The following is a 15,067-nucleotide window of genomic DNA, read 5'->3' on the forward strand; positions in this document are numbered from 1 at the left end:
CTTCCCTCCTCTCAACTTCGACACTTTAGATTAATTGAAAACCTTCCGCAAAGCCTCGCTCAAAGTAGCTACGCCGACAACTTGAATCCCCTTTGGTGGTGTCCAGCCTTGCAAATTATTTTTAGGTAAATAAATCCGCTTAAAACCTAACTTTTGTGCTTCGGCTACCCGCTGTTCAATTCGGTTCACGCGGCGAATCTCACCTGTCAAGCCAATTTCGCCCACAAATGCATCCATAGGATCCGTACCTTTATTACGGTAACTAGATGCGATACTCATGGCAATCGCTAAATCGATCGCCGGTTCATCTAATTTCACGCCACCAGCTGCTTTTAAATAAGCATCTTGATTTTGCAGTAAGAAATTAGCTCGCTTTTCAAGGACTGCCATCAGTAAAGAAACGCGATTATGATCCAGCCCACTTGCAGTCCGTTTGGCATTTCCATATGTTGTGGGCGTAATTAAGGCCTGAACTTCAACCAAAATTGGTCGTGTGCCTTCCATAGAAACAACGATTGCTGAACCTGTCGCATCTTTTAAACGCTCCTCCAAGAAAATCTCCGAAGGATTAGCAACTTCATGCAGACCTGTTTCACGCATTTCAAAAATACCCAATTCATTAGTAGAACCAAACCGGTTTTTAACAGCTCGCAAAATTCGATAAGTATGATGCAAATCCCCTTCAAAATACAAAACAGTATCTACCATATGCTCCAGAATCTTTGGTCCCGCAATGGCACCGCCCTTTGTCACATGGCCCACTATAAAAATCGTAATATTGTTAGTTTTGCCGATTTGCATGAGTTCTGAGGTCACTTCTCTAACCTGAGCCACACTTCCGACTGCTGACTGAATATCAGGTTCTTGCATTGTTTGGATGGAATCAATGATCACATACGTAGGTTTTAGTTCTTTAATAGCCGCTTTGATACTCGTCATATCTGTTTCTGGAAACAAATAAAAGTTTTCACTCGCAACATGCAATCGATCCGCTCGCATCTTGATTTGAGCCGCACTTTCTTCACCCGAAACGTAAAGAACCCGATGCTTTGTTTCGCTTAACTGGCCAGAAATTTGCAGTAAAAGGGTCGATTTTCCAATTCCAGGATCCCCACCAATTAAAACCAGGGAACCCGAAACGATGCCACCACCTAAAACACGATTAAATTCCTCTAATCCCGTCTTCACACGTGGTGTTTCACTCATATCAACTTGACTTATTAATTGAGGTTTTGCATGTTGTCCTTCAAAACTGACACGCGCCTGATGGTTTTCTTTTTCACTTTCAACACGTTCTTCAACTAAAGTGTTCCACTGACCACAGCTGGGACACCGGCCCAAAAAGCGTGGGGATACATAGCCACAATTTTGGCACACAAACTGTGTTTTCGCCTTTGCCATTTGGTATAGTCCTCCTTAATTTTAGCATACTGTTCACACAACGCTTACAGATCTCATCACTTTTTTAAGACATCATTTAGCGTCCTGAGGATCCAAACCCACCTGTCCGTTTGATCGCGCGTTCATCTTCGCCATCAGCTTGTAGATAAGGCATAAAAATACCTTGACCAATTCGCTCACCTTTCTTTATGGTGAGATCCTTCAATCCCATATTAATAAGTTGAACAAAAATTTCGCCTTCGTTCGCGTCATTATTATAATAATCTGCGTCAATGATTCCAACACCATTTGGCAGAATTAAATTCCGTTTTAAGGGATTACTCGACCGGTTTGCCATCAACAAATATTCATCATCTTGCATATATGCCTTAATGCCAGTAGGAACTAAAAAGGGCTTTAAATCGCGACTACCATTAATAAGATCCGTTTCACTAACGGATTGATTATGATGCAGTTGCCAAAGCACCTTCAAAAAATTGGTTTTCCAAATTGAAGGTAATACAAAATCCTCAGCTGCTTCAAAATCGTAACCCGCAGCATGTTTTGTAGATCGATAAGGCAACGTTAAATCTTGATGCTTATATTTTGAAACAATTTCAAAGCCACGTTTCATAAGTTCAAATCCTTTCCTACTCCCTATCATGTAAATACGTCTAAAAAGGTTAATCTTGTTATATTATCCGTTTATAAGCGCACTTTGTAAACCAATTCAGCTAGGTAAATAGATAAACTTAAGAATCTAATTGACTTTCCAAAAAACAGAGGCGACAATTGAAGACAGAAAACCAATTATACAAGGAAGTGAAGAGATGAAATTTAGCAATGATGGTCATCAAATCAGCTTTGACTATCAAGATAATTTAGGTGGTCGCTTAACCTATTTTCCAATTCGAAATGAGAAGACTTTGGTGATTGAACACCTATTTGTGAATCCTGACTTGAGAGGACAAGGCTTTGCCCAGCAATTAATGTTAGCCGCAATTCGATTCGCCAAAAAACAAGGTCAACTCATTTATCCTCTGTGCCCCTACGCACAAGCATTCTTAAAGCAGCATCCCGAATACCATAATTTAGTTGATCTGCAGACCAATGATATTCAAACAGAAATGGAGAAAAATAATGGATCAAAATGAATTAAAAAAATTAGTCGGTCGTAAAGCTGTCACCTTTATTCAAGATAATACTGTTGTCGGACTTGGTACCGGTTCCACTGTCAAGTTCATGGTAGATGCGTTAGGTGAACGTGTCAAAAACGAACATCTGCATATCGTAGGTGTTCCGACTTCCAATCGAACCGCAGAACAAGCCAAAGCACTTGGCATTGAAGTCAAATCTGTTGATGAAGTAGACCACATCGATTTGACAATTGATGGTGCTGATGAAATCAGTGCAGACTACCAAGGTATCAAGGGTGGGGGTGCCGCTCATCTATTCGAAAAGATTGTAGCGACCAATTCAGACAAAGTCATGTGGATTGTAGACGAATCCAAAATGGTAAAAACATTAGGCAAATTTCCACTACCCTTGGAAGTCATTCCTTATGGGAGTCAACAAGTTTTAAAAAAACTTGCAGCTAAAGGTTTACATCCAGAATTCCGCTTAGATGAGAACGGCAACCACGTGTTGACTGATTCAAAAAACTATGTCATTGACCTTCATTTAGGACAAATTGAGCATCCTCACAAATTAGCCGATTATTTAATTAAACAAGTAGGTATCGTTGAACAGGGTCTCTTTTTAGATATGGTCAACACAATCATCGTCGGCCGTCAAAATGGACCGGAAGTCATTCAAGCTCGTCCCTAAACCTTTTTTAATCAATATTTAAGCATTTACTAATTATTCGTTTTCGACTACAATGTTTATATAACTTAGGTGAGGAGTGAATAAATTGAGTAATAGTATTTCTAAAGAACAAATTGACCGTTACGCAAAACATTATAACGATCAAAACAAATCAAAAGTCCTTGAACGCGCGGTTACTAAAAATGGTATTTTAGCTGCTAGCGAAGGCCTTCGTGGTGGTGCTGATTACAGTCCCGTCTTTTCTATTGATTTAAAGACTGGCGCCGTTGCCAACCAAAAACAAAGTGGTCGTTGTTGGATGTTTGCCGCATTGAACACGATGCGTCATCATCTTTCTGATGAATTTAAGCTAAAGGATTTTGAACTTTCTCAAAACTATACCTTTTTCTGGGATAAATTTGAAAAAGCCAACTGGTTTTATGAAAATATCATTACAACTGCGGACAAACCAACCTCTGACCGCAAAGTTTCATGGTTATTAAATGAACCTCAAGGTGATGGTGGCCAATGGGATATGCTTTGTGCCATTATTGATAAGTATGGTATCGTACCGGAATCTGTTTATCCAGAAACTTATAACAGTAACAAGTCCAACGAATTCAACACTTTATTTAACGAAAAGTTACGTAAAGATGCCGTTGAATTACGTGAACTTGTGAATGCAAAGACTTCTGAGGAACAAATCCAATCACGTAAAGAAAAAATGTTGGAAGAAGTTTACCGAATGGCTTCATACAGCTTCGGTGAGCCACCAACAACTTTTGATTGGGAATATCGTGATGATGATCAGAATTACCATCGTGAAGCTGGATTAACTCCTAAATCTTTCTACGAAAAGTTTGTTGGTTGGGATCTTGAAAACTATGTCTCAATCATCAATGCTCCTACAGATGACAAACCATTTAACCACACTTACACTATTGAAATGTTAGGTAACGTTGTGGGCGGTCGTCAGGTTAAACATTTAAACTTGAATATGCATGACTTTAAACAAGCTGCTATCAACCAACTCAAAGCTGGACACAGTGTTTGGTTTGGTTGTGATGTTGGCCAACACTCAGAGCCAAGAAAACGTGGCTTGTTAGATCTCGGCGTTTACGATGAAGAATCTCTTTTCGATATTGACCTTTCGATGTCAAAAGCTGAACGTTTAGATTACAGTGAAAGTTTAATGACTCATGCCATGGTCATCACTGGTGTAGACCTTGTTGACGGCGAACCTAAGAAATGGAAAGTTGAAAACAGTTGGGGCGAAAAAGTCGGCACAAAAGGTTACATGGTCATGACAGATGAATGGATGAGCGAATACTGCTACCAAGTTGTTGTGGACAAGCAATTTTTGACCGAAGACCAACGTAAAGCACAAGCCGAAGAACCAACAAAATTATTACCATGGGATCCAATGGGTGCCTTGGCATATAAAGACTAATTATTCAAAACGCAACAGGGTCTCATCCAAATCGGATGAGACCCTGTTTTTGCTTTGGATGCCTATTAAAATTACTGTAATTCAAAATAAGACTCAACTGAGCCTTTATACTTTATGCCTTGATAGGCATGGAATTACCCAATTTGTTTACCTTTTTATGCTAAAAACATTTCCAAACAAAAAAGCCAGCCATTTTACTGGCCAGCTTTCTCTTAGAGGTATCAGAACTTGTCTCCATTAAGGGGCAAGGCTGATACTTTAAGATTACCATTGGTACTCAAAAAGCATCACCCCCTTTCGTTTTAATAATTGCATCTTAGTTCAAAACTGTATGAAATGCAACTAATAAAGCCTAGTTCGTTCACCATCACTTAAAAATCAAGCCACCGGTCCTGTTTTAACATCAAAACAAGGAACGCGGTGAACGTTACACCAAAACCTCTTTACTAATAATATTTAATTGTTCATCAAACTGGTAAACAATTGGCTCTCCATTGGCGACTTCCACACCATCAATGCCTTCATCACTAATCTGTTCTAGATATTTGATTAATGCACGCAAAGTACTTCCGTGTGCGACAATCAACTGGTTTTTACCTGCTAGCAATTGGGGGGCAATGTGATCTGTCCAATAAGGAAGTAAACGATGATAAGCCATTTCTAAGCTCTCGCCGCGTGGCTCAATATCCCCTAATTCCATGTATCGCCTGTCTGATTCTGTTTCTTTCAATAAAGGTGGCACAGCTTTAAAGCTACGTCGCCATAGGGCTACCTGATGTGTCCCGTATGTTTTTCTGGTTTCATCCTTGTTTTGCCCACGTAAAGCCCCGTAATGGCGTTCATTCAGCCGCCAAGCTTTATGAACTGGCAACCAATTTTGGTGAATTTGGTCCATCACAATATTAGCCGTTACAATCGCTCGTTTGAGTAATGAAGTATGCACAGCACTAAATTGAATCTGTGTCTGCAAAATCAGTTTACCAGCCTGCTGAGCTTCTTTTTTCCCCTGCTCCGTTAGTGGGACGTCACTCCATCCCGTATACACATTGTCGCGATTGGCAACACTTTGTCCGTGTCGTAACAAAACTAAGTACGTCATTTTTAGTCCTCATCTTCAATATTTGAATTAAGATCCTTAACTTTATCAAGTATCTTCGAAGCTTCAAGATCTGTTTGTTTTTCAGGATAAACAGGTTGTCCCATTTCTGAACGAATAGATTTTGAACGATTCCCAATAAAGGTAATCACTGATCCCAATAAGATAATAACAATTCCCACAATCGTTGGTAAGTTAATTTGCTCGCTTAAAATAAATGCTGCTAAAATCGGTGCTAAAGCCGGTTTTATGAAGAAGACCAATGAAGCAGTTGAAACATCGGAAGTTTCCATAGCCAAAAAGTAGAAAGCAAACCCACCACCAGTCACACACACACCAATAAAGAATAGTAACGGTGCATATTGCCAACTTATATTTTGAATAATCGGAATGTTAGCGAACGGTTTTAGGTAACCCACTTGTTTCATAGACTGGCTAATCAAAGGAATATGTGTCACTAACACAATGGCAAGTAACTCTACAGTTCCGGTCAAAAAAGTAAAACAAGTCATTACAATACCATTTAAATCCCGTTTCTGTGAACCATAACGAGAAATAATGCTATACAAACCAAACGTTAATGCTGAAGTAACTGCCAACGTTAATCCTACGACATTTGTTAAATGAGCAGGATTGACAATAATCAAAAGACCAATTACTGAGACTACTACCGAAATTAAATTAGCACGTCCTAAACGTTCGTGCAAAATTAAGTAAGAAAAAATCAAGGCAAAAACGGGATTGCAACTAAACAACACCGCAACTGTCGCTGCTGGTGAATAGACAATTGCAAGTTGGTACAGGGTCATACTAATGATGACACAAACAAATCCCGTAATGGTAAATAATCCTAAATCTTTCCAGTTGAGTTGTCGTTTTTGCTTTTTTAATGCCGATAAGGCAATGGGCAGTAAAACAATTCCCCCGACAGCAAAACGAATGAGATTTAACTGAATGGGGTCGAATGCACCTCCAGCTAGTTTAAGGGCAATTTCCATTAAACTAAACATTAAAGTAGAAAAACTAATATAAGCGACTGTTTTTTTCAATTTCTTTATTATCTCCAAATCTTATAACTAAGTTCTTACCAACAAATAATTCTTTAAGTTATGAATCCTGATTTCACAAACATCATCAACAACGGAATTACGGCTAGACTTAATAAAGTCGTTTCCGTCACCATAATTGCTGCATACTGCTCATCAGCATGATACAATTTGGCAACCACCGGTGCATTTGTCATGACCGGCATGGCAGACTGTAAAATAAATACCTGCTTCATTAAGATCGGCACGGGCATTGGAAGCACTAATAGTGTCATCAACAGCGGAGCAAAAATAAATCGACCTGACAACACACCTAAGCTATCACGATTTAACGATACGTTTTGAATGCCAGCACGTTGAATCGCAATCCCGATGAAAAACATCGAAAGTGGAATCGTTAATCCACCGATATACGAACAATCTGTCAAAATAAACTGCGGCAGTTGAATATGAAAAAGAACCAATAAAACCCCCACAATAAATCCCAGTAGTGGCGGCGAAAAGATCTTTTCTAAAGTTGTTTTCAGGCTAAATGCTTGTTTATGTGTCCCATCGCGTTGAATAAGCCAAACACCTAGTGTCCAAAAAATGGTCGTGTTGGCCATATAATAAACTAAAACATAGGGCAAACTTTGGTTTCCAAACAATGCCATGTTGACTGGCAAACCAATAAAAACGGTATTGGAGTTTAAAAACATAGACTCAAATAGCCCGCGATGTTCCTCTTTAATTTGCATGACACGTATCAACACAGCCGCCAATGCAAATAAAATTAACATCGACAAAACTGGAAAACGTAAATCTGGTAGTGTACTTAAAAGTCTTTTTGCAGTAAAATCATGAGTAATCGTACTAATCATATAAGCTGGCAGTGCTATTTGGGTAACTAATTTAGCTATTAAACGTGAGGATTGCTCATCAAACCATTTACGCCATGACAGCATATAGCCAATGGCAATCATCACAATGATAATAATGACCCCTTGAATACTATGTAAGAAAATTGTGATTTTATCGCTTCCCTAATTGGTGTATGATAAGTGCAACAATGATTAGTATAGCATATTTTCATAGTCCATTTTCATGATTTGGCCTATGAAATCTGATGTAAGCATAGGGAAAACGTTTTAATTTTTAAAAAACTATTAACCGAAAAGAGGTCTCTGTTAGTGAGCGAAAAACACATGAAAGCGCCCAAGCTCTCGCGCAAAAAGATTTGGATAATTGCAGGAATCGTGGCTTTAATTTTAGTGATTGCTGGCGGCATTAAAGCCTACACCATGTATACAGGTGCCCAACACGTGGCTAAACAAACCTACCAAAAAGCCAAAACACCAACTGCACGTAACGTTTCAAAAGTGATTAAAAATAAAAAGCCCCTGAATGTTTTAATTTTGGGAACGGACACGGGAGCCTTAGGACGCAAAACCAAAGGCCTGAGCGATACAATGATCGTAGCTTCATTAAATGCACAAAAAGAAACTACCTATATGACAAGTATTCCAAGAGATACTCAAGTCACCATTAATAATACTTCGCAAAAAATAAATGCGGCTTATACGATCGGCGGCGCATCACAGTCCATTAAAACTGTCCAAAACCTGCTAGATGTTCCCATTGATTTTTATATTGTGATGAACATGGGAGGGCTTAAAGAACTAGTGAATTCTGTCGGTGGCGTTGACGTTACACCACCCCTAACCTTTAAATATGGTTCTGCCAATGTGAAAAAGGGTGTTAAAACGCATCTAACTGGAAAACAAGCGCTGTCTTATTCGCGAATGCGCTATGACGATCCTAACGGCGACTATGGTCGTCAAAAGCGACAGCGACAAGTCATTTTAGCCGTTGTACGTAAGGCCCTCTCAATTAGTTCTGTGACGCGTTTCCAAACCATTCTAAACTCTGTTCAGAAAAATATGAAAACCAACCTTACATTTAATGATATGCTGGCATTACGTTTTAGCTATAAAAATGCTTCTCACCACATCAAATCGACCACATTAGAAGGTGATGGCGAAATGATTGATGGCCTTTCTTATCAGGTTGCTTCCATGACGGAAAGGCGCCGCGTGTCTAATAAAATTCGCCAAGAGTTGGGACTATCCAAAACAACCAAGTTAAAAAATGGGACTTCAACTAGTTCTTCAACGGCAAGTTCCTCAACAAATACGTCTGACCAAAGTACGCAAACCACAACAGACACGACAACAACTTCTGATTCATCAAGTTATGGATACAGTACAACAACGGATACCACCAATCAATACAATAACTCTGGTACACCGCCTGCAACACCTTAAAATTCAAAATAGGAGCCTGGAAATTGATATCTTTTCCAAGGCTCCTATTTTTATGTGTTACTTTCCGTCTAACCCGCCAATTAACTCTATTTTGGCATAATCAATATTGTGCTAACATGACAAAAGGCGAGCAAACTTCTGCTGTCTTTGCCGTTTCAACGCATCCGCATCCAAGCTTTCAAGACGCTTAAGTGCTGCCAGCAATCCCGCATCAATTCTTTCATAAAGTGTTTTAGCCGGCGTTTCAGCAATAATTCCATCAACCAGCCCTATACCCGCTAACTGTTGTGCCGTCATCGGCATATATTCGCTAGCATCACGGGTCTGGTTCTGATTTTTTAAAATAGCTTGAACGGCTTCCGGAGAGGCAACCGAAAACAAGGCATTTTCTAGCATCAAAATTTTATTAACATTACTAAATGCCAAAGCTCCTCCACTATGTCCCTCACCTAAAAAGAGTGTCACATTAGGAACTGTCAGCTGACCCATCGCCAAAATTAAATCTGCAATGGCTTGACTTTGACCATGCTGTTCAGAGAAAACACTGGCGTCAGCTCCTGGCATATTGAGCATCGAAATAACTGGTCGTTTAAACTTTTCAGCAGTTTTAATCACCCTTAAGGCCTTACGATACCCTGTCACGCGAACCGCGCCTGCATTCATTTCCTGCCTTTGTTGAATATTGGCCCCACGGTTGACCCCTAAAAGTGTGACCGGTCGCCCGTGAAAGAAGCCCAATCCGGCCGTAAGTGCCCTGTCATCCCCTAATTGCCGATCCCCATGGATTTCGAAAAAATCGGTTATTAACTGACTAATCACCTGTTGTGCAGATAGGCGCTTGGCAGAACGCACAAGGGCTATTTTTTCTTCTAACTTTTTTGGCATGCTTTCATTTCCCCCGATGTAATTTCAACAAAGTAGCTAAACTACTGCGCAGGCGCTCACGTGGGACAATTTGGTCAACCAGACCATGCGTCAGTAAATCTTCAGCCGTCTGAAAATTGGCTGGCAAAATTTCATGCGAAGTTTGGGCAATCACCTGTTTACCAGCAAACCCAATCTGAGCCTTATCCTCGGCTAACACATAATCTGCTTTAAATCCAAAGCTCGCAGAAACACCACCCATCGTAGGATCCGTTAAAACGTTAATAACGAGGGTTTTTGCATCTAACAACGCTTGCCACTCGTTTAAAATTGAATTCATCTGCAAAAGCGAATAAATGCCTTCTTGCATGCGTGCCCCACCAGATGCAACAAACAATATCAACGGTATTTTTTGTGTCAAAGAAACCTGCATAATCTGTTTTAGCGCTGCACCTACCGCGGTATTCAGTGTTCCCATCATAAAGTGGCTGTCCATAATTCCTAGCGCCACCGGATAGTTGTCAATTTTTGCCGTGCCAATTTCGATTGCTTCTGATTCACCGGATATCTTTTTAGCATCCTTAAGTTTGTCTTGATATCCAGGAAACTGCAAAGAATCTGATGTCTGCTTTGGCAATACCATTGGCTGCCAACTCTCTGGATCCACGCTGATTTTTAAGCGCTGAGGGACACTTAACCGTTGCAAGTAATGACAAAAAGGACACCGAAAATACGGTGCCCACTGAAGTTCATGGACATGCTTGCCACAGTGCTTACAAACTTGCCAGCGATTTTTTTTAGGCATATGACTCATTTTTGGTTTCTCCCATTAATTCTTCAACTGAATGGATTGTATAGTGATCTTCCATAAAAGCCTTGCTGTGAACGAGTTGTCTCAACTCACTCAGATTGCTCCCGATGCCTTCAACTCTCACTTGTTCAAGAGCATCTTGCATCTTTAGAATGGCCATTTTTCTGGTCTTAGCACTCACAATAATTTTCGCAAGTAGGCGATCATAATATGGCGTCACCTGATCGCCTGCCTTTAAGCCGGTATCTACTCGTGCTTTTTCAGGAAGGCAGAATTGATCCAAACGCCCCGTTTCAAACTGACCTTCCTCTAAGTCATTTTCGGCATTTAACCGGCATTCAATGGCATGTCCTTTAAAATGAATCGTTCGCAAATTTGGTGTTTCACGAGCCGCCACCTGAATTTGTGCTTGCACGATGTCAACTTGACTAGTTTCTTCAGTAACGCCATGTTCCACTTGTAAACGCGTGTTCATTTCCAAAAAGTAGAATTGATGATGCACAAATAAGAATTCAACTGTACCAAGACTTTCATAATGGGCACCATCCAATAATTGATGAACAAGTTGATAAAGTTGTTGACGTTCGGCTTGATTCAAAACGCTCGCATTACTTTCTTCAATGATTTTTTGACGATGTTTTTGTAAGCTACAATCACGATCACCTAGAATCATCAAGTGGTCACGCCACCCCAACACTTGCACTTCAATATGACGAGCGGTTTCAAAATCTCTTTCTAAGTATACTGTACTGTCCAAAAAGGACATTCCTGCTTCTTCTTTAACGGTTTCGTATTTGGCTAATAATTCTTTTGCTGAGTTAGCTTTGCGAATGCCTTTGCCACCGCCACCATGACTGGCTTTTAAGAGTACTGGATATCCTAGTTTGTTAGCCGCTGCATAGAGTTGAGGTTCACTTGAAATCATCTCAGAACCCGGAATAACCGTGAGTCCCCGGCTTAGGGCAATTTTTCGGGAATGCGTCTTATCAGAAAAATCTCGAATGTGTGTTGCTTGTGGGCCAATCCAAGTCATACCACACTCTTCACACATCTGAGCAAACAGTTCATCCTCAGATAAAAATCCATATCCAGGATGGATCGCATCTGCATGTATATTAATGCCTGCCATCAAAATGGCTTCACGATTTAAATAGGAATCCTTAGCCGCTGCCGGACCAATACAAATAGCCTCGTCGGCCAGCTGAACAAACATTGCGCCCTGATCAGCTTTTGAAAAGACGGCAACAGTCGCAATATCCATTTTTTGGCAGGCACGAATGATACGAATCGCGATTTCGCCACGGTTTGCAATTAATACTTTTTTAAACATTCTGATTTCCTTTTACTAAAGTCATGAGGGGCTGATCATAAGCGACTGGATCGCCGTTCTTAACGTGAATAGTCGCGATGGTCCCGGCTTGTGTACTGGTAACGTCATTAAACAACTTCATACTTTCAATTTGTGCGACTACTTCACCCTGTTTGATCGCTTTTCCTGCCTTAAGTTGTTTTTCAAGGTGAACAACCCCTACCATGGGACTTTTAATAACGACCTCATTCGTATTGGGAAGATTAACAGTCCTCTCAGTATTTGAAGAAACACCTGATTTTTCTTTTTTGACATGTATTTTGACTTGATCAAATTCTAAATCCACTTCACTGAAATTCATTTTCTCTAATTTGTCCAGTAAGTGATCAACATCCGTTATATTCAAACTAATCAACCTCCTAGAAATTGATAAGCATGCTTGCATAATCCAACCCAGCACCAAATCCTGTTAAAAGAATTTTTTTCGGTGCCTGTGCATCTCGTTTCAATTGGTCCAGTGCCATAGGAATTCCCGCTGAAGAAGTGTTGCCATATTGCACAACATTAACCGGAAATTTCTGCATCGGAATGCCTAGAGTCTGGCTAATCTTTTCAATGATACGCAAATTAGCTTGATGACAAATCACAGCATCAATGGTCGTAGCATCCAAGTGATTTTTGGCAAGAATGTGCTGCATCTGAACGGGTACTTTTTCAGTTGCAAATGTAAACACCGAGCGGCCATCTTGAAAAAAGGCATCCATTTTTGGATAATTTGTTGCGGCAATTTCTTTGATTGGCTGCACCCGGCCACTATGAATAGTTTGGTGTTCACTACCTACACTTTGTAATTTTTCATCAATTAAAAATTCTTCGTTTGAATTTTCAGTGACCTCTAAAAGTGCCCCACCAGCTCCGTCACCAAAGAAAACCGCTGCCGTTCGATCTGTAAAATCCATCATTTTAGAATTTGTTTCCCCGCTAATCACCATGGCATTGTGATAGCGTCCTGTACGCAGAAATTTTTCCGCTGTGCTCAAGCCGAACACAAATCCAGCACACGCTGCTGAAATATCCATTGCAAACGCGTTTTTAGCGCCAATCTTGTCCTGAACTATACAAGCCGTAGCCGGTGTTAAGCTATCCGGTGTGATTGTTGAAACCAAAATTAAATCAATGTCGGCCGCTTGTAAGCCACTTTTTTCAAGTAATTGCTGAGCAACCTGCGTACACAAATCAGAAGTATCTTCGTCATTCATCGCATAGTGTCGTGTTTGAATACCCGTATGCGTTTGAATCCATTCATCACTGGTATCCATGATTTTACTTAGTTCAAAATTGTCCACAACCCGTTTAGGGACATAATGACCAGTTGCTGAAATCTTAACGTTCACCGTCATACTAACTTCCTCACTTATTCCTGTTTTCTTTATTTTAACAATCTTTGCGATTCTTGGGTAATTTGGAATGGCTTCCACGTTAAATTTTTACACTTTATTAGTTTTTGGCCCAATAAAAAATAGTAACACCCAGAAATGAACATTCCCAGATGTCACTATTTATTGATTAAAGATGATATTTTTCTAACATCGGTAAAATTTCTTTTTTGCCGTCACTTGGAACTTTCTGTGCAAAAACATCTAACCCCAATTCATGCAAAGTACGAATGGCCTTCACTTCCAAAGGACCCACTGCAATGGTCTCATTTAACATGGTCATTCCTTCTGAATAAGCCAGGCTACCAATGTCAATACCTAAATGGCTTAGATTGACACCGCCCTGAACCAACCTTAACATGTCTTGGACCGTCTCCGTTAACAGAAGAATTTTAAATGAATCAAACATAGGATCATGATAGAGACGCAACATTTTTTCAATCGTAATCACATTAGTCGGTACGCCCATCGGTGCAGCCTGCGTGATTAACGTCTTACGTAACGCATCATTGGCAACATTATCAGATACCACCAAAATGCGGTTTGGATGAATATTTTTTGTCCATGAGGTCGCAACTTGTCCGTGTAGTAAACGACTATCCACCCGAGCTAATAAAATTTCCATTGCCATTACCTACCGTCTCCGTCATCTTGAATTTCCAAGTGACGCACGCCAGCTTTGGCAGTTGCCTCCAAGTGCATGACAACTTCTGATAATGTACGATCGCGCACCGTATAAGCTTCAACCAACATGGGTAAATTCAGGCCCGCAAGTAACGCCATGTTCTCTGCATGTTCAGATACAATTTGGGTAGCCACATTAAAGGGTGTGCCACCATATAAATCGACCAGCAAGACAACCTGGTCCTGTTTTGAAAAACCAGCAAGTGCCTTTTGATAATCTTGCATTAGTTTCTCTGGATCTTCACCAGGTTGAAAATTGACTGCAACTATTTTTTCTTGTGCTCCAAAGATCATAAAAGACGATTTTAAAATACTTTCCGCCAATTCACCATGACTGGCGACAATATATGCGATCATACACTTCACTCCCCTTGTCTGCTTGTCTCTTGATGCTCAAGTCTGTCAGTTGTCTCGATTAATGACTTTTCCGTGTAACTAGGCGCTTGACCCCGCGTTTAATCACATCCCACATTCCTAATGAACGTACAATGCGGTCTGGGTCTACATAATTGCGAATCGCACGTAAGACTTGCTTAGGATCCTTTGCTGCAAAAGAATACGTGCCATTCTTTTTTGTCTTCATAGCAAATCTAGGAATCCACTTGCCCTTGAAAATCACAGAAACGATCACATAATCCACTTCATCCCAAGGAATTTGGACAAATTTTCTGACATCTCGATCGTTAAAAAACTCGAACCCGCGATCGCCAATCATAATTTTTCCATAGTCTGTCATTCCTAAAAAAGAAGTGCCTTCTACTACGAGATCAACCTTTGTATTAATCGATTGTGGCATTTAATTTTACTCCATTTCTTCCTCTTAATGACCACCATTATAAGGCGTTTCGGTCATTTAAGCAAAATAATTTATGATTCAATCAA

The 15,067-nt window shown here is 40.2% G+C and carries 17 protein-coding genes; 4 read left to right on the plus strand and 13 right to left on the minus strand.

Annotated features, from left to right (window positions below):
- Positions 1-30: 30 nt before the first annotated feature.
- Positions 31-1,401: a DNA repair protein RadA gene (gene radA / locus IV80_RS05230; RefSeq protein WP_057750581.1), complete on the minus strand. Its 1,371-nt coding sequence runs from the start codon at positions 1,399-1,401 to the stop codon at positions 31-33.
- A gap of 76 nt (positions 1,402-1,477) precedes the next feature.
- Positions 1,478-2,014, minus strand: a complete 537-nt coding sequence (locus tag IV80_RS05235; protein ID WP_057750584.1) for a dCTP deaminase/dUTPase family protein — start codon at positions 2,012-2,014, stop codon at positions 1,478-1,480.
- Between the two features lie 196 nt (positions 2,015-2,210).
- Between IV80_RS05235 and IV80_RS05240 the strand changes: the two genes are divergently transcribed.
- From IV80_RS05240 to IV80_RS05250, 3 genes are all read left to right on the plus strand, one after another.
- Positions 2,211-2,534: a GNAT family N-acetyltransferase gene (locus IV80_RS05240; protein WP_057750586.1), complete on the plus strand. Its 324-nt coding sequence runs from the start codon at positions 2,211-2,213 to the stop codon at positions 2,532-2,534.
- Positions 2,521-3,207 (plus strand): ribose-5-phosphate isomerase RpiA, encoded by a 687-nt coding sequence (gene rpiA / locus IV80_RS05245; RefSeq protein WP_057750589.1) that lies wholly within the window; start codon positions 2,521-2,523, stop codon positions 3,205-3,207. The genes IV80_RS05240 and rpiA overlap by 14 nt, the downstream gene beginning before the upstream one ends.
- Before the next feature lie 85 nt (positions 3,208-3,292).
- A complete protein-coding gene (locus IV80_RS05250; protein ID WP_057750592.1) occupies positions 3,293-4,636 on the plus strand; it encodes a C1 family peptidase in 1,344 nt (447 codons plus the stop codon).
- Positions 4,637-5,063: 427 nt separating this feature from the next.
- Here IV80_RS05250 and IV80_RS05255 read toward each other — a convergent pair whose 3' ends face one another.
- Genes IV80_RS05255 through IV80_RS05265 form a run of 3 tightly spaced genes read right to left on the minus strand, consistent with a single transcriptional unit; the run spans position 5,064 to position 7,788 of the window.
- Positions 5,064-5,735 (minus strand): 2,3-bisphosphoglycerate-dependent phosphoglycerate mutase, encoded by a 672-nt coding sequence (locus IV80_RS05255; protein ID WP_057750595.1) that lies wholly within the window; start codon positions 5,733-5,735, stop codon positions 5,064-5,066.
- 2 nt (positions 5,736-5,737) lie between these two features.
- Positions 5,738-6,781: a DMT family transporter gene (locus IV80_RS05260; protein ID WP_057750598.1), complete on the minus strand. Its 1,044-nt coding sequence runs from the start codon at positions 6,779-6,781 to the stop codon at positions 5,738-5,740.
- Between the two features lie 53 nt (positions 6,782-6,834).
- Positions 6,835-7,788, minus strand: a complete 954-nt coding sequence (locus tag IV80_RS05265; RefSeq protein WP_083490521.1) for an AEC family transporter — start codon at positions 7,786-7,788, stop codon at positions 6,835-6,837.
- 159 nt (positions 7,789-7,947) lie between these two features.
- On the opposite strand from IV80_RS05265, the gene IV80_RS05270 reads away from it, so the two are divergent.
- Positions 7,948-9,081 carry an LCP family glycopolymer transferase gene (locus IV80_RS05270; RefSeq protein ID WP_236699573.1) on the plus strand — a complete coding sequence of 378 codons (1,134 nt, stop codon included), beginning with the start codon at positions 7,948-7,950 and terminating at the stop codon, positions 9,079-9,081.
- A 111-nt stretch (positions 9,082-9,192) separates the two neighbouring features.
- Here the strand turns inward: IV80_RS05270 and accA are convergent, their stop codons facing one another.
- The 8 genes from accA to IV80_RS05310 form a co-directional block, all read right to left on the minus strand.
- Positions 9,193-9,966 (minus strand): carboxyltransferase subunit alpha, encoded by a 774-nt coding sequence (gene accA / locus IV80_RS05275; protein WP_057750605.1) that lies wholly within the window; start codon positions 9,964-9,966, stop codon positions 9,193-9,195.
- Positions 9,967-9,970: 4 nt separating this feature from the next.
- The gene (locus IV80_RS05280; protein WP_057750609.1) at positions 9,971-10,759 is read right to left on the minus strand and encodes an acetyl-CoA carboxylase carboxyltransferase subunit beta; all 789 of its coding nucleotides are present in this window, start codon (positions 10,757-10,759) and stop codon (positions 9,971-9,973) included.
- Positions 10,743-12,086 (minus strand): acetyl-CoA carboxylase biotin carboxylase subunit, encoded by a 1,344-nt coding sequence (locus IV80_RS05285; protein WP_057750613.1) that lies wholly within the window; start codon positions 12,084-12,086, stop codon positions 10,743-10,745. The genes IV80_RS05280 and IV80_RS05285 overlap by 17 nt, the downstream gene beginning before the upstream one ends.
- Positions 12,079-12,471, minus strand: a complete 393-nt coding sequence (locus IV80_RS10185; RefSeq protein WP_057750616.1) for an acetyl-CoA carboxylase biotin carboxyl carrier protein — start codon at positions 12,469-12,471, stop codon at positions 12,079-12,081. Before IV80_RS10185 ends, IV80_RS05285 begins: the two co-directional genes overlap by 8 nt.
- Positions 12,472-12,484: 13 nt before the next feature.
- The gene (locus IV80_RS05295; RefSeq protein WP_057750619.1) at positions 12,485-13,465 is read right to left on the minus strand and encodes a beta-ketoacyl-ACP synthase III; all 981 of its coding nucleotides are present in this window, start codon (positions 13,463-13,465) and stop codon (positions 12,485-12,487) included.
- Between the two features lie 166 nt (positions 13,466-13,631).
- The gene (locus tag IV80_RS05300) at positions 13,632-14,132 is read right to left on the minus strand and encodes a PTS sugar transporter subunit IIB (RefSeq protein WP_057750622.1); all 501 of its coding nucleotides are present in this window, start codon (positions 14,130-14,132) and stop codon (positions 13,632-13,634) included.
- Positions 14,132-14,542, minus strand: coding sequence for a PTS sugar transporter subunit IIA (locus tag IV80_RS05305; RefSeq protein ID WP_057750624.1), 411 nt, complete (start codon positions 14,540-14,542; stop codon positions 14,132-14,134). The genes IV80_RS05300 and IV80_RS05305 overlap by 1 nt, the downstream gene beginning before the upstream one ends.
- Positions 14,543-14,600: 58 nt before the next feature.
- Positions 14,601-14,981, minus strand: coding sequence for a DUF956 family protein (locus IV80_RS05310; RefSeq protein ID WP_057750626.1), 381 nt, complete (start codon positions 14,979-14,981; stop codon positions 14,601-14,603).
- Positions 14,982-15,067: the final 86 nt, after the last annotated feature.

This window comes from Pediococcus cellicola, from assembly GCF_001438655.1.
Classification (GTDB): Bacteria; Bacillota; Bacilli; order Lactobacillales; family Lactobacillaceae; genus Pediococcus; species Pediococcus cellicola.